Genomic DNA, 18,462 nt, shown 5'->3' with positions numbered 1-18,462 from the left:
GGGGATGGTTGCAGAGGTAGACTACCGTTTCAGGCAAGCAATAAGCACTGCTTCGGCATGAAAATTGCTGATTTCAAGCTAATTACGATATCGACGGGTGTGAATGATGGCGACTTTGTCTGATTCCAGCCATGTGGCACTGGTAACGATTTATGAAATAGGCAAGATCCTTAGCTCATCGCTGGATTTGCAAAAGACCTTGCGGCAAGTGGTCAACCTGGTAGCGAATCACCTCGGCATGCAGCGCGGCATGGTTTATGTGCGAGACGATGGCGACAGTTTGCAGGTGCTTGCCTCTGTGGGCTTTAGTAAAGAAGAAGTCGCGCGTGCACGTTTCCAGGTAGGCGAGGGCGTCACCGGCAAAATCTGCCAGATGGGCATGCCAGCCGTGATTCCCGATCTGGTGCAAGAGCCATTATTTTTGAATCGAACTGGTGCGCACCGCGCGGTGGATGGCATGACCGTCGCCTATTTGGGGGTGCCGATTAAAACCGGCCGTGAAACCATAGGCGTCCTCAGTTTTGAACGGTTTGCCGAGGATAAACAGGGCCTGTTTGAAGAAGACTTGCAGCTGCTGACCATGGTGGCCAACCTGATAGGGCAAACCATATTGCTTAACCAGCAAGTCACCAGTGACCGTGAACAGTTAATGCAGGAGCGTCAGCGCCTGCAAAAAGAACTGGGCGGTAAATACAGCATAGACAATGTCATCGGCCAGTCGAAACGCATGCGCGAGGTGTTTGCCGATGTACATATGGCCGCTCCCGGCAATAGCACGGTGTTGCTGCGTGGTGAGTCTGGCACCGGCAAAGAAGTCATCGCACGCTCTATCCACTTTCTTTCCTCCCGTAAAAACAAGCCGTTTATCAAGGTTAATTGCGCGGCACTCAGCGAGAGCCTGCTCGAATCCGAGCTATTCGGCCATGAAAAAGGCGCTTTTACCGGCGCCATGCAAGAGCGCAAAGGCCGCTTTGAGCAAGCGCATGGCGGCACGCTGTTTCTGGATGAAATTGGCGATACCTCAGCCGCCTTTCAGGTCAAATTGTTACGTGTATTGCAGGAGCGCGAACTGGAACGCGTTGGCGGCAACAAAACTATCAAGGTTGATGTACGGCTCATTTGCGCCACCAACCGTAACTTAGAAGAAGCCGTCAACAAAGGCGAGTTTCGATCCGACCTCTACTTCCGCATCAATGTTATTTCCATCTCGTTACCTGCCTTGCGCGAGCGCCGCGATGATATTCCCTTGCTGGTAGAAAACTTTTTGGGCAAATTCAACAAAGAAAACAGCGCCCGCGTCAGTATCACCCCAGAAGCCATGAACGTCCTCAGCAACTGCCATTGGCCGGGCAATGTGCGCGAACTCGAAAACTGCGTTGAACGCTTTGCCACCATGGCGCGCAGTCACCTGATCCGCGAGGTGGATATCCCTTGCCAGACCAACCACTGCCTATCCTCCACCCTGTGGAAATACCAAGCCCAAGGCACTGTAATTCCAATTGCCCCAGTCAATGTCAGCCCGGCCAGCCCACCGCCCCCAGTCGAGTTACCGCCGCAAGAGGCGGCTGAAGAAATGCCCCTGACCGAGCGCGAACAACTGGTGCAAGCGATGGAGAAAAGTGGCTGGGTACAAGCCAAAGCCGCACGGTTGCTTAACTTGACACCACGGCAGATGGGCTATGCGCTGAAGAAATACAATATTGAGGTGAAGCGGTTTTAATCGGTTTTCCAGCGGGGGAAAACTGCAGTCTAGGATTAATGGCGAACGGCGTAGCTACTAAGGCGAAGAAACATGAAGTTTTACTTCATGTCTCAATTCGAGCGACAGGAGTGGTCCGCTGACGATTCGGAAGTATCCAAAGCAAAAGATATGTACCAAGCATGACCGCAATAAGAACGATAACCCATAGTGCGACAATTGTCTTGGTAAGAAGCAACTCCAGAACCTTTTCCTCTTCTGAGGCAGGGGCAAGACTAACTCTGTCAACCTGAAGGCTTCGCATGTAACGAGATAGGTCACTTTTCATAGCGCCATATGCAAACTTTTCTGACACCTCATTTACTCGATCTTGAGGCCAATCTGTGGAGGCATTCTTGTACTGATTAATTGCTTGCTGACAGTACCAATTTTGAAGATTGGTCTGGTCTCTTTTTGCCTCCAGACATAGCTCGACGGCATCCAATGCGAACTGGTAGCCATTTGCTTTTACGAGCTCAACAACCTTAGAGGCTTTGTTTTGCCTGTTCTGTTGAGCTTTAGCCAGCAAATCATTCAGATACCAATACTGGATACCAATCAAGCAAATGCCAAGTAGGAGCATTACGAAAGTGACGCGACCATGCGAAAAGGATATCCATTTTTGCAAGAATCTAACTTGTTTGACGACAATAATCGCGTCTTCACTAATTTCTTTAATCGTTCTCATAGTCGCCTAACTTCTGAATTAAGGGGAGATAAGGCTATGCTAAAGCCAGCACAGCTTGCTAAAGATTTAGTGTTTTTCATCTATTGATTCTTCGATTTTTGTTAGCTCTCGTTCAACAACCTCAATCTTGTTATTTATTACTATCACCATTTCTTGAGGTGTAGATAAAGTTATGTTGTCGATGATAATTTGCTCCGGTGGTTTGGTCTTAAATCGATCATAAAGCCAAGCAGCCAAAAGAGACCAGACGACGGTATTAGACGTTTCGACAATATATGTGAGGACTCTCTCAACTGGCGGAATCCAATCAGCAGAATCACAAGTGAAAGCCCTTGTCATTAGTCTTACATCGTCAAACTTCTCGTTTTGAAGAGCAGTGAGTAGGTCCCTGTCTTCCGTAAGGATTTCGATAGTGAGTTTGTTATGCTGCATAGCGATTCCTAACTTCTGAATTAAAGGGCAAGCTTTAGCATGTACCCTTGAATGATTGGGTAGGATTAGTTTTCAACAACCCTTGCCAACTCTTCTAGTTTTGCTGCGAGATCCCGAAGAACATCTGGATCACAGGGAATTTCAATGACGTCGTAGCATTTATCCGCATCAGGCCCCGCATAATTAATCCAAGCCCTACGCAAATCATACGTGATATATAAACCTGTAATTGATGCATCAAACATTTTTGTTCTTCCGTGAACATTTGCTTGATATCCTTCAGGGAGGGGAACAAAAATACCTTTTTGAGTTCGCATGTGAAATTTCCTAACGTGAAAAAAATGATTATAAGTTAATCATCATTCCATTAGGATAGTTTGGTTGTGACAATTCCATAGTTGTGAAAAGGTCGGCAAGAGTCGATAGGTCGGTTGCAATCATCTGAGTTTTGATCCTTAACGCTGTTAGCAATCCGACAATCATCTTCCCTCTTTGTCACATAGCTGACAATCCAAATCACCCACAATTATCCATATAATCCATTGATTTTTAATGGATTATTTTTTATCTATCAGATGGCATGCGAATTGCAATACTCCTTGTAAATTCATATTGAGGAGCATGCAATGGCAATTTCGGCAGAAAGCCCAGCGAGCACAAGTCGCTTGCGTCCCTTACCCGGCATTAAGGTGGAGGTTGCTGGTCAGGCGGCTTCCGGTTGTAGTACGACTGGTGGCGAAGGCAAAGCCAGTTGCGGCTCCTCCGATGGTCAGGGGGATATGCCTGCGGAAATCTGGGATAAGGTTAAAAATCACCCGTGCTATTCCGAGGAAGCCCATCACCATTATGCGCGCATGCATGTGGCGGTGGCGCCGGCTTGCAATATCCAGTGCAATTATTGCAACCGCAAGTATGACTGTTCTAACGAATCCCGCCCCGGTGTGGTGTCGCAAAAGCTGACGCCGGACCAGGCAGTGAAAAAAGTGCTGGCAGTGGCGAGCGAGATTCCGCAGATGACGGTGCTGGGCATTGCCGGGCCTGGGGATGCATTGGCTAACCCGGCCAAGACCTTTGAGACTTTCCGCCAGTTGCAGGAGCAGGCACCGGACATCAAGTTGTGTCTCTCAACCAACGGGCTGGCGTTGCCGGACTATGTGGACGAGATTGCCAAATACAATGTGGACCACGTCACCATCACCATCAATATGGTAGATCCGGATGTGGGTGCGCAGATTTATCCCTGGATTTTTTACAACCACAAGCGCATTTACGGTCGCGAAGCCGCCGAGATTTTGACCGAGCGGCAAATGCTGGGCCTGGAGATGCTGACTGCGCGTGGCATTCTCACCAAAATCAACTCGGTGCTGATTCCCGGCATCAACGACGAGCACCTGTATAAGGTGAACCGTGCGGTGAAAGCGCGTGGTGCTTTCTTGCATAACATCATGCCGCTGATCTCAGAGGCTGAGCATGGCACTTACTTTGGCCTCAATGGCCAGCGCGGGCCAACTGCGCAGGAGCTCAAGGATGTGCAGGATGCCTGTATGGGCGGCGCTAACCTGATGCGGCATTGCCGTCAGTGCCGCGCCGATGCGGTGGGCTTGCTGGGTGAAGACCGCAGTGATGAGTTTACCCTGGACCAGATTGAGCAGATGGACGTGGTGTACGACATCGAGAAACGCCGCGCTTACCAGGAACAAGTCGAAGCCGAGCGACAGGCCCAGCATGCGGCTAAGCAATCGGCACTGGCCGAGCAGGGCGCTGATGATGGCATGAAAGTGCTGGTGGCAGTGGCAACCACTGGTGGCGGCAAGGTCAACCAGCATTTTGGCCATGCCGACGAGTTCCAGATTTACGAACTCACAGCCAGTTCAACCACGTTTGTCGGTCACCGCCGGGTAGATTTGTATTGCCAGGGCGGCTATGGCGAGGATGAGCAATTGCCCTCCATCGTCAATGCGATTAATGACTGCCATGCCGTGCTGGTGTCGAAAATCGGTGCTTGCCCCCGCGATGAATTGTTGGCGGCAGGCATAGAGCCGGTGGAGGAATACGCCCACGAGTTTATTGAAAAAGCCGCTTTGGGCTGGTTTGCCGGTTACCGTGCCCGCGTTGCCAGCGGCGAAATTACCCATATTCCACGCGGCGATGCTGCGATTCGACAAGGCGCATTTAAAGCAGCCTGAGCCATACAGTAAAGGAGACCTCACATGGCATACAAAATTGTAACTTCCCAATGCACAGGCTGTTCAGCCTGCGAGCCGGAGTGCCCTAACCAGGCCATTTATGAAAAAAATGGCGTGTTCATGATCAAGCCGGAAAAATGTACCGAGTGTATCGGCCATTTTGATGAAGCACAGTGTGTGGCTGCGTGCCCGGTAGACAACACCTGCATTATTGATAATGCCTATCCGCGTTATCAGGCATAAACGGAGAACCGATATGGAACTGACGATCACCCCCAAGGCAGAAAAGTTTATCAGCCGCATGATTCGTTTTAACGGCGGCACAGACCAGCACGGTTTTCGGCTGGTAGTTAGCCCTGGTGGCTGTTCTGGCCTGAGCTCTGAGTTTAGCGTGGAGGCCGCGCCTTTTGCCGGGGATGCCATTGTTGAGGCCAGCGGCGTACGCCTGTTTTTACCGGCTGAATCGCGCATGTTACTGGATGGTGCCGTGGTGGACTTTATGGATAGCCCGATGGAGTCTGGCCTGACCTTTTTGACGCCTAACAGCGGTAGCTGCGGTTGTGGCAGCAGTGGCGGTGGTCATGGCGACCATGCCAGCCATGGCGGCCCGGCGACAGTCAGTATCTCCAGTATCCAGCGGAAATCCTGAGGATTGTCAGCGGGTAGGGTGCGGCCATGGATGCTGACTTTAAACCGGAAGTGCTGGAAAACAGCTGGTTTGCCGAGCGCTACCGCGACTTGCCTGCTGTGGCTAGCGAGCAACTCCGATTGGCCAGCATTCACTACGCCGACAGCAGCCGGGCCGAAACGCATCTGGTCATGGCGCGCATGATGGCGCCCCACAATCCTGCCGTCAAGGTAGCGGAATACCGTTTTTATTTCTATCAGGCCCGGTTGCAGGAGGCGCTGCGGGTGGCCGAGCAATGCATGGCAATGACCGCGTTGGAGCTCGGTTTTCCGCTCAGTTGGCGGCTTGTCAGTCCGCAACATGGTCAGTTTGAAAGTGATGAACCCGCCCACCGCTTTTATCTATTTTGTCTCAAGGCTTATGCCTATTTGCTGATGCGGCTACAGCGGTTGCAGGCTGGACGGGAGGCGGCAGAAAAACTGATGCAGCTGGATCCGGCCAACAAAGTGGGCGGTCAGTTGCTACTGGATGTGCTGGATCGGGCAGACCGGGAGGCTGAGGATGATTGAGCCCGGATCTATGGATCGCTTGCAGGCAGAAAGACACTGGATGGACAGTGATTTGCCTGCGGTTGACTGGCAGGGTAACGCCTTGTCATGTGCTGGGTGTGAGCATGCGGAATTAAATGCGCAGGGGCTATGCCAGTTGATGCGCAGTTGTGTGCATGACCGCTATGCCAAACGCATAGACCGCTTTTTTAGCCAGCATCCGGCATTGGCCGTGCGCTATATTGACCACCCCTATTTTGAAGTGCGGGCAGTGGCGGCCAAGTTTCTGGATGTTTTTCACCTGAACCGCCTGGTCAGTGATGTGGATGAAACCGTACGTGCCAGCGTTGCTTTGCGCTTGCCGTCACATTTGTTGCACAAACTCATCTATGACCCTGACCGTGAAGTTCGCATCCGGGTGGCTTTGCGCTTACCCGAATCTGAACTGGGCAGTCTGTTGTATGACAGCGATTATTACGTGCGTGTGATCGTGGCACGCCGCATTGCCCCCACACAGCTGTTTTATCTGATGCACGATGCCGATGCCTCGGTACGCCGCGAAGTGGCGGAACGTATCGGCATGGACTGGCTGCCTTTACTGGCAAATGATAGTGCGCAGGAAGTCCGTTTGACGGCTATTCGCCGCTTGCCGGTCGCGATGTTGCCTGCATTCCGGCTGGATGACGACTGGCGCATTCGTTTTGAAGTGGTGTTGCGCATTGCGCCCGAGTTTTTAGCAGACATGAGCCGCGATAGCGATGAGGCGGTGGCGATGGCGGCTGTCGCCAGGTTATATCCGAATCTGCAAGCCCCTGTCCCGTCCCACCCGAATGAACCTAAGGAGAGTGTCCATGGCGACCAATATCGTACGTGACAGTGATGTCGTCGAACTGGTGAATCCGCCCCGGTTTGACTATGGGCAAAAGGTGCGCTCGAAAAAATATGTGCGCAACGATGGCACTTTCCCTGGCAAAGAGGTCGGGGAGATTCTGGTTAAAAAAGGCGATGTCGGCTATGTCACCAGCATAGGCACGTTTTTGCAGCAGTTTTATATCTATGGTGTGGATTTTTACGAGCTGGGTTACCGCGTCGGCATGCGTGGCAAGGAGCTGGAAGCCGATGCGCCAGAAGATGACGATGAAGACCTGCTGGCCGATGAGGCCGCGCAACAGACAGAGGAGGCATCAACATGACTGAAGTCGTAAACGCAGGCGCCAGTCTGGCCGGGTTTAATCTCAGGGAGCCGCGTACGCCGCGCTTTCAGTGGGGGCAGCCGGTGATGACTCTGGTGGACTTGCTCAATGATGGCAGTTATCCCGACCTCGCCGAAGCCGCCTTGCTGGCCGAGGCCGGGGCGCGCGGCGAGGTGGTCAATGTTGGCATGGTGGAAGACAGTGGCCTCCCGGTCTACTTGGTGGAGTTTGCCGATGGTAAGGTCATCGGCGTGCTCGAAGAGGAGCTGGCCCCGGTGTAAGGGGCCAGCACACAGTGATGGCAATGCCGGTCACCTCTCTGTGTCCACACCCCAACGCGGTGGATCGCCTGCGCATCGAAAAACTGCTCGCTGGGCGCAGCCGCTACAAATACGTGGCGGCCACGGTCACGCCCTGTACCGACGGTTATCTGGTGCGCAGTCCGTGCTGTTCGCGCACAGTAGACCCGCAGGGCGGCGAGATTGATATTGCCCGCATTGAATACCAGTCCGGTGATTTCTGGCGCCTGTATCGCAAGGATGATGTCAGGCAATGCTGGCGCGCGCATGCGGAGTTTCACAGTTTGTCCAGCTTGCTGGATGTGCTGATTGCAGATGTGAATCGGGAGTTCTGGCGATGAAATGGCTATATCTGGACCATAACGCAACCACGCAGCCGCTACCGCAAGTGGTGGAGGCCATGCTGCCCTGGCTTAGTACGCACTATGGCAACCCGTCCAGCAGTCATCCGCTGGGGCGCCAGGCGCGCGAGGCACTGGTCAATGCGCGCGCCAGCGTGGCGGCTTTTTTGCAGGCCAACCCGGCCGAGGTGGTGTTTACCAGTGGCGCGACCGAATCCAACCATCTGGCCATTCAGGCGGCACTGGCCGCCCGGCCCGAGCGGCGGCAGATTGTCACCAGTGCAGTGGAGCATACCTCCACCCGATTACTGCTGGCACAGCTGGCAAAACAGGGCGTGGAAGTGGTGGAAATTGGCGTTGATGCACAGGGACAATTGTCCATGCCGGAGTTGCTGGCAGCGGTGGGGCCGCACACTGCTCTGGTCAGCCTCATGCATGCCAACCATGAAACCGGGGTGATTTTCCCCGTGGCCGAGGTGGCCGAGATTGCGCACCGCCATGGCGCGCTCATGCATGTCGATGCGGCGCAAAGCGCAGGCAAGCTAGCGTTGGACATCGCCGCACTGGGATGTGATTTGCTCGGGTTTTCTGCGCACAAACTGTATGCCGCTAAAGGCACAGGTGTGCTCTATGTGAAAAAAGACCTGAGTCTGCAACCCATGCTGTGGGGCAATCAGGAACGTCACCGCCGCGGTGGCACCGAAAACCTGCCCGGTATTGTCGGGCTGGCCACCGCCTGCGATGTGCTGGGCGGAGACATTGCCACCCATGCCAGCCGCATGGCGGCCTTGCGTGACCAGTTTGAGCAGGCCGTGCTGCGGGCACTGCCTGCCGTCGAGGTCAATGGCGGCGGCCCCAGGGTGGCCAATACCAGCCATCTGTGTTTTGCAGGGTTAAGTGCGGACTCGAGTAAAGACCTCAATGGCGAGGCCTTGCTGTTGCGACTGGAGAAACAGGGGGTGCTTGCCTCGCGTGGCAGTGCCTGTAGCGCAGGCGGCAATCAGCCTTCGCATGTGCTGCTGGCCATGGGCCGCAGCGAGCAACAAGCCTTGTGCTCATTGCGTTTTTCGCTGGGCATACACCATACCGCCGCAGACATGCAGCAGTTACTGGCGGCTGTGGTCACCAGCGTCAGACAGTTGCAACTGCAACAGGCCGCCTAACCCCATTTGAAAGGAAACACGATGAAAGTGATGATACGCCGTACCGAACAGGGCTTGTCGCTCTATGTCCCGAAAAAGGATCTGGAAGAGCCGATTGTCGAACAGGAAAAGCCAGAGTTGTGGGGCGGCAGCGTCAAGCTGGCCAATGGCTGGCTGCTGAGTTTGCCGGAAATGGCCGCCGATACTCGTCTGCCGGTGACGGTAGAAGCGAAACGCATCGGTGAGTAAAGGAGAACAGAATGTGTATTGCTGAACAAACCCTGAACGAGATTGTGACGGCGCTGGGCGATTTTCGTACTGTGACCAGCAACCCGCTGACCATGTTGCGCGAGTGCTATCCGGACATCAGCTTTCTGCGCATGGCCGAGCGCGATATGGATGAAGCGCCATACTGTCGCCTGAGTGATTTCAACCTGTATTTGCTGGATACCCGCGAGCACTGTGTCAAACTGACCCGTCAGCTCGAGCATGCCACCGGCATCGTACTCACCCAGCGGGATGCCTGACATGGCCGACCAGGATTATGCGGGCAGTGCCATCACCTTGAGCAGCGCCGATTATGGCGAAGCCGAGGCTGCTGCGTTGGCCATGGTCTTGCAGCGCAATGCACAAAGTACAGGTCCGCTTGTCCCGGCGTTTGAACAGGCTTTTGCCAGCTGGCAGGGGCGCAAGCATGCCATTGCCGTTAGCAGCAGCACCATTGCCTGCCTGCTGGTGCTGCGGGCGGCCGGCATAGGCAGTGGCGACAGCGTCATTGCGCCCTCGTATAGCTGGCGTCATCTGGCGCATGCCATCCACTGGAGCGGGGCGCAACCGGTGTTGAGCGAGATCGATTACTGGTCGCAAACCCTGGCAGCAGACAAGATTGAAGCTGCCTTGCAGCGGGCACCACAGGCCAGGGTCAAGGCACTGCTGGTGAATAATACCAATGGTCATCCGGCAGACTGGCAAGCTTTGCGCACCCTGGCACGTGCCCAGCAATGGTTGCTGATAGAAGATGCCAGCGAATCTATCGGTTCACGTTATCATGGACAGCTCACCGGCAGCTTTGGCGATGTGGCGGTGTTTGATTTCAGCCAGCCGTCTGCCCTCTGCTGTGGCAAGGCCGCCATGATCGTCACCGATGATGACACGCTGGCGCTCAAGCTCAGGCATTATCGTCAGCATGGCCATGACGACCAGGCCTCGCTCAGTGCCAGCCTGCGGCCACCGCTGGATGCCGGTATCAGCGAGCTCACGGCTGCATTGGGGCTGATTCAGCTGCAACGTCTGCCGGAGATACTGGCCAAACGCAAACTAGTCGAAGCCTGGTATCAGGCACAGATCTCCAGTTTTGAGGGCATCAAACCGCCTTATATCGCCCCCGGCGTCGATGAGGTGCACTGGATGCTGTACTGCGTGCATCTGGGCACCCGTTTTTCAGCCAGTAGCCGTGATGCCATGGTCGAAGACATGTCCACCGAACTGGTGGAGGCTGCAGCCTACTGCAGACCCCTGCATTTGCAACGTGCCTATGTCGAGCACTACGGCATGCGCAAAGGGCATCTGCTGGTCACCGAAAAAGTGGCAGACCGCGCCATTGCACTGCCTTTTCATGGCGGGCTCAGCGAAGACCAGATTGCCTTTATCGTCAAAACCGCCAAGGACGCCTCCATCAATGTCGGCGCCGGTGCGGCCATTTATCTCTAATCCTGCAAGACTTCGTCATCACAAGGAATACAACATGCCTACGCAACCACTGCCAGAAAGCGAACTGCAAGCCATCCGTCAAAGCCTGAACGCAGGCAGTGTGATTCCCTATCTTGGGCCTGCCGTGCTGGAACTTGCGCCGACCACCTGCCAGGTGCCCGCCACGCCGGAAGCGCTGGTGGCCATGCTCACCACCAAGGTCAGCGTGCCACACAAAATCCGCAACAATCTGACCGCCGCTGCCCAGTTTATCGAGAACTTCAAGCACCGAAAAACACTGGTCAACCTGATGACGGAGGCCTATGCCGCCGGGGCCAGCCCCAATGCCTTGCACCGCTTTCTGGCCGCTTTGCCCAAGAAGCCGCTGCTGGTGGTGGATAGCTGGTATAGCAATGCCATGGCACAGGCGCTGGCCGGGCAGCACAACTGGGGCATGATACAGGGCGTGTCACAATCCGAGCACCTCGGGCAATGGGTGCACTATGTCGAGCCCGATGGCAACAGCATAGAAGCCAGCGAAGCCGATGCCTGGACCACCGTGCTTTATCAGCCGCTGGGCAGCAACCAGCCCGCACAAAACTATATTATTTCCGATTCTGACTATGTCGAGGTCCTGACCGAAATCGACATCCAGACGCCGATCCCGCCTCGCGTGCAGGAGCTGCGCCATGGCGCGCACTTTCTGTTTATGGGATGCCGATTTAACCACCAACTCACCCGCACCTATGCCAGACAGATTATGAAACGCTCTTCGGCGCAGCACTGGGCAGTAATTGCCGGGCCGCTGACTCGCATGGAAGAAAAATTTCTGGCCGAACAGCAGATACGCCGTATCGACCTGCCGCTGGCTGATTTTGTGCACTGGCTGCAAACCGCCGAGCTGGCGCAACCGCTGGTCGCTGCCTGAGGAGCCCGCCATGCCCTTGTACGATTTTCAGTGTAGCCAATGTGGCAAAACTCAAGAGCTGTTGCTCAAACTCAATACCAGTGCGCCCGCCTGCCCGCATTGCGGTGGTACGCTGCAAAAACAAGTGTCCAGACTGGCTGAACCCGGCAAAACCGCTGGCATCATCGCCAGCGCCAGGGCGCAAGCCAAGCGCGAAGGGCACTTCAGCAACTACGCTGCTGCCGAAAGAAAAAAGCTGTGATGCGCCATGCCTAGGGTAAACCTGACCGACGCTCTATATAAGCTTCGCAAAGGGCGCGCGCGTTAACAGTTTTTCTTAGTATCCAGAGTACCTTCACGGAATGAGTTTTACTTGAGCAATACTGACTCAGTGGGGCTGCTGGGGACAGTCACCAGTGTCTTGAAGTTACTGTAAGGCATGGGTTTATAAAAGTAATAGCCTTGCACGAACTTGCACGAAGTGGTGTTCAAAAAGTTTAACTGCTCCAGAGACTCTATGCCTTCTGCCACTACTTCAAAGTGCAGAATTTCGGCCAGTTTGACGATGGCCTTCACCAGCTCGGTATTGTCCAGATGTAAGGGAATGTCGTTCATAAAGGCACGATCTATCTTGATCTGGCTGATTGGGTATTTGGTTAGATAGCTCAGTGATGAGTAGCCTGTCCCAAAGTCATCCAGCGAAACTGTAATGCCCAGTGATGCGATCTGTAACAGGGTTTTTAGTACTTCTTCACTCTTCTCCAACAGCACAGATTCTGTGATCTCCAGTTTGATCCAGGCCGGATCGCACTGCCAATGGCTTAATTTTTGTTGCAAGCTGTCAAAAAACTGCGGCGCCTGAATCTGGTGCGAAGACAAATTGATTGCAATCGGGATCATGTCAAGTCGGTTCTGATTGATTTCGACGGCATAAGCGATGCCTTGATTCAAAATCCAGTCACCTATCTCCAGAATCTGCCCGTTGCGTTCAGCCACAGGAATAAATTTATCTGGCGGGATAAAGCCTTTGAGCGGATGTTTCCAGCGGATCAAGGCCTCGGCACCGGCAATCCGGTTGTCGCGAATATCCACTTGCGGTTGCAGGTAGATTTCAAATTCCTTGTTTTCAAGCGCATGTGACAGTGCGGCTTCCATTTCAATATAGTCAAGAGACTCTTGTAAAAAACCCGGGGCAAAAAACAGGTACTGCTGGAGTGTTTTTTCCGCCTTGGTTGCTGTCAGCGTCGTGTAGGGAATCAATAGCTTGAAGTTTTCAGTATCTTGCGGCAGCTTCATGATCCCGGCAAAGGTCTTGATCTTGATGGCGCGTATGCCAAGCGAATAAGGGGCTTGCAGGCGTGCAATCAGTGTTTCAATTTCGGTCACCAGCTTTTTATCATCCCCGCATTCTTCTCTGACCCATAGAAAACTCGAATAGGCGACGCGTGCAATCATGCTATTTGACACGACTCTTTCTTGTAGCCGTGCCAAAAACTGGTTCAATAGTTCAGTGGTGCTGGCAGGTCCAATAAACTCTGACAGCTCTTCGAGTGACTGTACCCTGATCAGGGTCGCAACGACGGGTTGGTCTGCGGAGAATCGCTGCGGGTAATGGTGCAAAAAGCCCAGTTTATTCAGCACTCCGGTTTCCCTGTCAAACAGCAAGGACTGCTGCAGTTGGAACATCAGACTGTTTTCTTGCACTTGTTGTGGCGGCGTTTGCTTGCCTTCCAGCAAACCATTAATCACACCTATAAACTCATTTGGCTCTGACCCCAATACCACCAGAATCTTTGCATAGGTTTTTTTGCCCGCAAAATACAACACGGCCAGCAGGAGCAGCATGCTGGCCAGATAAATACCGATATTGGTAAATTCAAGATATTCCAGTGACTTGAACTCTTGCCAGGTTTGCGAAAGATTCCCGGCCAGTGCGGTGTCCACGCTGTCTATGGTCGCTTTCCCGGCATGAAACAGAGGTGTAAATCGTGTTGTCACTGAGGCTTCTGACTTATCAGCCGGTTGCTGGATGAGTAACTGGTTGAGTTCGTCTTTAAACAGATGGAAGTTGCTCTCTATTTCGTCAATCAAACTGGCATTTTGCGAGTTGATTGCAGGGAGTTGTTTCAACTGCTCCACCTTGTTAGTCAGCACATGGAGTTTGTTCAATATTTCTGGCAGGACGTGATTGCGCTCATATAAATCCTGCGTTCTGAGCGACTCTCGTACATCGGCAATCAGCATCAGGGTTTCTGTTCTGACCTCGTTCAGCGCCTCCATATTCGGGATCAAGGTATTCATGATCACGCCGCGTGAGAAGTAGGTTTTATGCGTCATCCAGATCAGACAGCCAACGGTCAAGGTAATGCTGATAATCATAATGAAGACGAATTTCAACAAGGTCCGTTTGATGTTGAGTTCCTGCATTTTCATAGCTAATTCCTTGTTTTAACGTGAAAAATTCACGTTGGCGGTTATGCGCCGCTCGTCTCTCTATAACGCCATAAATAGCGCAGGCTTTAGGCCTGATTCTAGGATTAGATTAGGATAAATAAACCCACGCTTATTAGAGGATTAACGCATCCGTCAGTCTCTTAAAATTGAGCTAGACAAATGTAATTTCATTGGCACTACTGTAAGGATCCCATGAATGCAAAATTATTACGATCACACCGCGAGCAGCAATGATATGCCTGAATTTCACAATGAGGAATTACAGCAGTTGTGCCAATCGGTGCTGCCACTATGGGCAGATCAGATCCATGCTGCAAAAACACTGACCAGTAGCTCGATTGATGAGTTAAGTGCCAAGTTTGCAGGATTGTCGCAAAGCGTCCGTGCGGTCACCAGCCATGGACAATCGCAGAGTAATGCGCAATTGCTTGAATTGCTCAATTTAAGCCAGGATCAGTTAGCCATGGTGATTGCCTTGCTCAAAAACAGCATCGAAGAAAAGCAGACGCTGCTAGAGGCCGTTTCAACTTTATCCAGTTATACCAAAGAACTGTTGGATATGGCAGATATTGTCACTCGCATCGCCAAGGAAACCGGGATGGTCGCTGTCAACGCTGCGATTGAAGCAGCGCGTGTCGGTGAGCGCGGCCGCGGGTTTGCTGTGGTGGCCGATGCAGTGAAAAGACTGTCCTCAGATGCCGGCCGTACCGGCTCGCATATTTCTGAAACCGTGAATCGTGTGTCGCAAGCGATTAAAAATGTATCGCAAGTTTCAAAAGAGTTTGAAAAGAAAGATGCGCAAACCCTGGTTGAGGCCGAACAGATTGTGAATACCGTGCTGGATAAATTTGGCCATACCGCGAATGAAGTGGTCGCAGAGAGTCAGCAGATGGTTAAAGAAAGCCAGCATGTGGCACAAGAGATTGATCAAGTGTTGTTTTCATTGCAGTTTCAGGACCGTGTCAGTCAAATGCTAAGCCACGTTCAGCAGGATATCGAAAAACTGAATCAGCGCGTGGACGATGTGAACGGACTGGGCAGTGTTGATGAATGGTTAAAACAATTGAAGTCCACTTACACCATGCGTGAGCAAACCCAGATCCACGACAAGCGCTCCAGACCAGCTGTTGCTGCCAGCAAAAAATCTTTCACTGCGAGTGCCGCGCCACCGGCCAGCACCAGCAACGATGCAGATGACATCACTTTCTTTTAAACGCTTTAGATAATAAGGAATTAGCCATGGCAAAAACCATACTTATTGTAGATGACTCTTCTTCTTTGCGATCCGTAGTTGGCACCGCTCTCAAAGGCGCCGGTTACGATGTGATTGAAGCCGAAGACGGCAAGGACGCACTGACCAAGTTAAACGGGCAAAAAATCCACCTCATCATTAGTGATGTGAACATGCCCAATATGAACGGCCTTGAGTTCCTCAAAGCCAGCAAGCAAATCCCCGCCTACAAATTCACACCAGTGATCATGCTCACCACCGAGAGCGCCGAAGAGAAAAAAATGCAGGGTCAGGCTGGGGGCGCCAAGGCATGGATGGTGAAACCTTTCCAACCGCCACAATTGTTGAACGCCGTGTCCAAGCTGGTGTTGCCATAGCGCATCACCCTTAGCCATCCGTCGATTTTCTATCTCAGGGAGTTCCAGTATGCCAGTCATGATTGATACCAATGAAGCGCGTTGTGCGCTGACCTTTAGTGGTGAACTAAATATTTATAACGCAGCAGAGACTATGGCCCAGGTGAAGACGGAGCTCAGCAAGACCTTGCCTTTGCATCTTGAGTTGGCCGAGGTGGACGAAGTCGATGCGGCTGGTCTACAAATTTTGATGGCAATCCGCTTGCATGCACTCTCACATGGCGTGGATTTCCAACTTGCAAACCCCAGTGATGCGGTCATGGATTTGATTGAGCTCTCTGACACCGCTGGCTTTTTTGGCATCACCCAGGTGCTGACAGAAGTTGCCGCTTGAGACCACTATTTAAGGAGGAAACAAGATGCAACTAGATGAATCCCTGCAGATTTACATCATTGAAAGCCGTGATTTGCTACAGCAGATGGAAGAAGCGCTGCTGACGCTGGAACAGAATCCCGGAGACGAAGAAAAGATTAATGCCATCTTCCGTGCGGCCCACACCATTAAAGGCTCGGCCGGCTTGTTTGGCTTGGACTTTATCATCAGCTTCACCCATGTGGCTGAAAGCGTGCTGGATAAAGTGCGGAATGGTGAAATTGAAGTCACTGAAGAGATCGTGGCCCTGTTTCTTGAAGTGGGCGACTTTATCAGCAAGCTGATTGATCATGTGGCCGAAGGCACTACCCCAGATGCCGACACCCTGGTGGTCAACGACAGTTTGATTCACCGGCTCAATGTTTACCTGGAAGCAAAGCAGACGGCCAAAGCCGTGGCTGAGTTGCCAGTTGCGACTGTCACCGCCGCCGAGCCAGGCGCGGTAGAAAGTATGGACACCGCAGAAACCGGTTGCTGGCATCTCTCCTTGCGCTTCGGTCCGGATACCTTCCGCAGTGGCATGGATCCGTTCAGCTTCTTGCGTTACATGAATACCATGGGCCGCATTGTGCACATGGTCACCCTGACGCAAGCCCTGCCCGCACTCGAAGAGATGGATGCCGAGAGCTGCTTTCTGGGTTTTGAAATCAGTTACGAAAGCCAGGCCAGCAAAGTCGAGATCGAAGGTATTTTTGATTTTGTGCGTGATGATTGCGAGATTCATATCCTGCCGCCGCATGGGCAGATTCAGCACTATATCGACTTGATCGACCGCCTCTCCAATGAAGACATGAAACTGGGTGAGATTTTACTCAAGTGCGGCACACTGACGCCCAATGAGCTGGAGGCGGCGCTTGCCAAACAGGCCAACCCTGCAACTGGCTACAAGCAGCCCATCGGCCAGACACTGGTCAATGAGCAACTGGTGCAACCCGCGGTGGTCAATGCGGCGCTGGAAAAACAGCGTCAGGTCAAAGAAACCAAAAATGCCGAATCCAACTATATCCGCATTGATGCCAACAAGCTGGATGAGCTGATCAATCTGGTGGGCGAACTGATTATTGCAGGGGCCGGCGCCACACTGATTTCCAATAAGATCGGTGATAGCGCCATGAATGAAGCCACTTCCAATATCTCTACGCTGGTGGAGCAAGTGCGTGACTCAGCACTGGCCTTGCGTATGGTGCAAATCGGCGCCACCTTTAGCCGCTTTAACCGTGTGGTACGTGATGTCAGCAAAGAGCTGGGTAAAGATATCCGCCTGGAGATCAGTGGCGAAGAAACCGAACTCGATAAAACCGTGGTGGAGAAAATCAGTGATCCACTCACGCATCTGGTACGCAACTCCATGGACCACGGCATTGAATCAGCCGAGGTGCGTGTCGCCAAAGGCAAACCCGCTTATGGCACGCTCAAACTCAATGCTTTCCACGACTCAGGCAGCATCGTGATTGAAGTCAGTGATGATGGCGCGGGCCTTAACCGCGACAAGATTCTGGCCAAAGCCATAGACAAAGGTTTGGTCAGTCCTGAGCAGTCACTCAGTGACAAAGACATTTATAACCTGATTTTTGAAGCAGGCTTTTCTACCGCAGACGCCGTCAGCAACCTGTCTGGCCGCGGGGTGGGCATGGATGTGGTCAAACGTAATATTCAGGCTCTGCGCGGCACCATTGATATCCAGTCGCGGCCTGGCTTGGGTTGCACCATGAGCATCCGCCTGCCACTGACACTCGCCATTATTGATGGCTTTCTCGTGGGCGTGGCCGACTCTTCTTACGTGGTCCCACTCGATATGGTGGTGGAATGTATTGAGCTTTCTGCAGCGGATTATGAATCCTCTGTCAATGATCAAAGAAACTTTATTAACCTGCGGGGCGAGGTGTTGCCTTACCTCAAACTCAGGGATGAGTTCGAATGTAAAGGTGAGCCTCCTGCACGGCAAAACATCGTTGTGATGCAGTATGCAAACCAAAAAATAGGATTAGTGGTGGATAAGTTGATTGGTGAATTCCAGACCGTGATTAAACCCCTGGGTAAGGTGTTTGAGAACGTAAAAGGGATAGGCGGCTTCACCATTCTTGGCTCAGGCAGCGTGGCACTGGTATTGGATGTGCCGCGAATGATGCAACTGGCCAATATGGAAAGCATAAAAGAGCAGGCGCTTCTGGACAGTTAAGTGATCACTCTCCCAGTG

23 protein-coding genes are annotated in these 18,462 nt (G+C 52.7%); 19 read left to right on the top strand and 4 right to left on the bottom strand.

All coding sequences use genetic code 11. The features are described 5' to 3' along the window. Positions 1-106: 106 nt before the first annotated feature. Complete coding sequence (gene nifA, locus ACT53D_RS07330; RefSeq protein ID WP_476155382.1) at positions 107-1,720, top strand: nif-specific transcriptional activator NifA; 1,614 nt, start codon at positions 107-109, stop codon at positions 1,718-1,720. 85 nt (positions 1,721-1,805) lie between these two features. Here the strand turns inward: nifA and ACT53D_RS07325 are convergent, their stop codons facing one another. The 3 genes from ACT53D_RS07325 to ACT53D_RS07315 form a co-directional block, all read right to left on the bottom strand. Continuing rightward, on the bottom strand, positions 1,806-2,426 hold the full coding sequence (locus tag ACT53D_RS07325) for a hypothetical protein (RefSeq protein WP_476155380.1): 621 nt from the start codon (positions 2,424-2,426) through the stop codon (positions 1,806-1,808). 66 nt (positions 2,427-2,492) lie between these two features. Then, positions 2,493-2,858, bottom strand: coding sequence for a hypothetical protein (locus ACT53D_RS07320; protein ID WP_476155378.1), 366 nt, complete (start codon positions 2,856-2,858; stop codon positions 2,493-2,495). Between the two features lie 65 nt (positions 2,859-2,923). Then, positions 2,924-3,175, bottom strand: coding sequence for a hypothetical protein (locus tag ACT53D_RS07315; protein ID WP_476155376.1), 252 nt, complete (start codon positions 3,173-3,175; stop codon positions 2,924-2,926). Between the two features lie 309 nt (positions 3,176-3,484). Here ACT53D_RS07315 and nifB point away from each other — a divergent pair, with 309 nt between their 5' ends. From nifB to ACT53D_RS07245, 14 genes are read left to right on the top strand one after another with little or no spacing between them, the layout of a single operon-like run. Further along, positions 3,485-5,044, top strand: coding sequence for a nitrogenase cofactor biosynthesis protein NifB (nifB, locus tag ACT53D_RS07310; protein WP_476155374.1), 1,560 nt, complete (start codon positions 3,485-3,487; stop codon positions 5,042-5,044). A 24-nt stretch (positions 5,045-5,068) separates the two neighbouring features. Beyond that, positions 5,069-5,287 (top strand): 4Fe-4S binding protein, encoded by a 219-nt coding sequence (locus tag ACT53D_RS07305; protein WP_194747276.1) that lies wholly within the window; start codon positions 5,069-5,071, stop codon positions 5,285-5,287. Positions 5,288-5,300: 13 nt separating this feature from the next. Continuing rightward, a complete protein-coding gene (locus ACT53D_RS07300) occupies positions 5,301-5,693 on the top strand; it encodes a HesB/IscA family protein (RefSeq protein WP_194747275.1) in 393 nt (130 codons plus the stop codon). A 26-nt stretch (positions 5,694-5,719) separates the two neighbouring features. Continuing rightward, positions 5,720-6,241, top strand: a complete 522-nt coding sequence (locus tag ACT53D_RS07295; RefSeq protein ID WP_476155371.1) for a hypothetical protein — start codon at positions 5,720-5,722, stop codon at positions 6,239-6,241. Then, positions 6,234-7,094, top strand: a complete 861-nt coding sequence (locus tag ACT53D_RS07290) for a 4Fe4S-binding leucine-rich repeat protein (protein ID WP_476155369.1) — start codon at positions 6,234-6,236, stop codon at positions 7,092-7,094. The genes ACT53D_RS07295 and ACT53D_RS07290 overlap by 8 nt, the downstream gene beginning before the upstream one ends. Further along, a complete protein-coding gene (locus tag ACT53D_RS07285; protein ID WP_194747273.1) occupies positions 7,072-7,413 on the top strand; it encodes a nitrogen fixation protein NifZ in 342 nt (113 codons plus the stop codon). The genes ACT53D_RS07290 and ACT53D_RS07285 overlap by 23 nt, the downstream gene beginning before the upstream one ends. Then, a complete protein-coding gene (locus ACT53D_RS07280) occupies positions 7,410-7,694 on the top strand; it encodes a nitrogen fixation protein NifZ (protein ID WP_476155367.1) in 285 nt (94 codons plus the stop codon). Before ACT53D_RS07285 ends, ACT53D_RS07280 begins: the two co-directional genes overlap by 4 nt. A gap of 17 nt (positions 7,695-7,711) precedes the next feature. Then, positions 7,712-8,053, top strand: a complete 342-nt coding sequence (locus ACT53D_RS07275; protein WP_194747271.1) for a DUF3024 domain-containing protein — start codon at positions 7,712-7,714, stop codon at positions 8,051-8,053. Beyond that, a complete protein-coding gene (locus ACT53D_RS07270) occupies positions 8,050-9,216 on the top strand; it encodes a cysteine desulfurase family protein (protein WP_476155364.1) in 1,167 nt (388 codons plus the stop codon). The genes ACT53D_RS07275 and ACT53D_RS07270 overlap by 4 nt, the downstream gene beginning before the upstream one ends. 21 nt (positions 9,217-9,237) lie before the next feature. Next, positions 9,238-9,444, top strand: coding sequence for a putative nitrogen fixation protein NifT (gene nifT, locus ACT53D_RS07265; protein WP_194747269.1), 207 nt, complete (start codon positions 9,238-9,240; stop codon positions 9,442-9,444). A gap of 11 nt (positions 9,445-9,455) precedes the next feature. Continuing rightward, a complete protein-coding gene (locus ACT53D_RS07260; protein WP_194747268.1) occupies positions 9,456-9,722 on the top strand; it encodes a hypothetical protein in 267 nt (88 codons plus the stop codon). A 1-nt stretch (position 9,723) separates the two neighbouring features. After that, positions 9,724-10,905 (top strand): DegT/DnrJ/EryC1/StrS family aminotransferase, encoded by a 1,182-nt coding sequence (locus ACT53D_RS07255; protein WP_476155362.1) that lies wholly within the window; start codon positions 9,724-9,726, stop codon positions 10,903-10,905. 34 nt (positions 10,906-10,939) lie between these two features. Beyond that, positions 10,940-11,812, top strand: a complete 873-nt coding sequence (locus tag ACT53D_RS07250) for an SIR2 family protein (protein WP_476155360.1) — start codon at positions 10,940-10,942, stop codon at positions 11,810-11,812. A 10-nt stretch (positions 11,813-11,822) separates the two neighbouring features. Then, positions 11,823-12,053 (top strand): zinc ribbon domain-containing protein, encoded by a 231-nt coding sequence (locus ACT53D_RS07245; protein ID WP_379077282.1) that lies wholly within the window; start codon positions 11,823-11,825, stop codon positions 12,051-12,053. A 107-nt stretch (positions 12,054-12,160) separates the two neighbouring features. Here the strand turns inward: ACT53D_RS07245 and ACT53D_RS07240 are convergent, their stop codons facing one another. Continuing rightward, positions 12,161-14,224 (bottom strand): putative bifunctional diguanylate cyclase/phosphodiesterase, encoded by a 2,064-nt coding sequence (locus tag ACT53D_RS07240; protein WP_476155357.1) that lies wholly within the window; start codon positions 14,222-14,224, stop codon positions 12,161-12,163. A gap of 256 nt (positions 14,225-14,480) precedes the next feature. Between ACT53D_RS07240 and ACT53D_RS07235 the strand changes: the two genes are divergently transcribed. Genes ACT53D_RS07235 through ACT53D_RS07220 form a run of 4 tightly spaced genes read left to right on the top strand, consistent with a single transcriptional unit; the run spans position 14,481 to position 18,444 of the window. Continuing rightward, positions 14,481-15,458: a methyl-accepting chemotaxis protein gene (locus tag ACT53D_RS07235; protein WP_476155355.1), complete on the top strand. Its 978-nt coding sequence runs from the start codon at positions 14,481-14,483 to the stop codon at positions 15,456-15,458. 26 nt (positions 15,459-15,484) lie between these two features. After that, complete coding sequence (locus ACT53D_RS07230; protein WP_194747259.1) at positions 15,485-15,853, top strand: response regulator; 369 nt, start codon at positions 15,485-15,487, stop codon at positions 15,851-15,853. Positions 15,854-15,902: 49 nt separating this feature from the next. After that, positions 15,903-16,226, top strand: coding sequence for an STAS domain-containing protein (locus ACT53D_RS07225; RefSeq protein WP_379077291.1), 324 nt, complete (start codon positions 15,903-15,905; stop codon positions 16,224-16,226). 25 nt (positions 16,227-16,251) lie between these two features. Next, entirely contained in the window at positions 16,252-18,444 is a 2,193-nt protein-coding gene (locus ACT53D_RS07220; RefSeq protein WP_476155353.1) for a chemotaxis protein CheA, read from the top strand. The last annotated feature ends 18 nt before the right edge of the window (positions 18,445-18,462 follow it).

Source organism: Methylophilus sp. DMC16, from assembly GCF_056314045.1.
The sequence above is the reverse complement of the archived record's forward strand: the minus strand, read 5'-3'. Positions and strand labels throughout refer to the sequence as shown.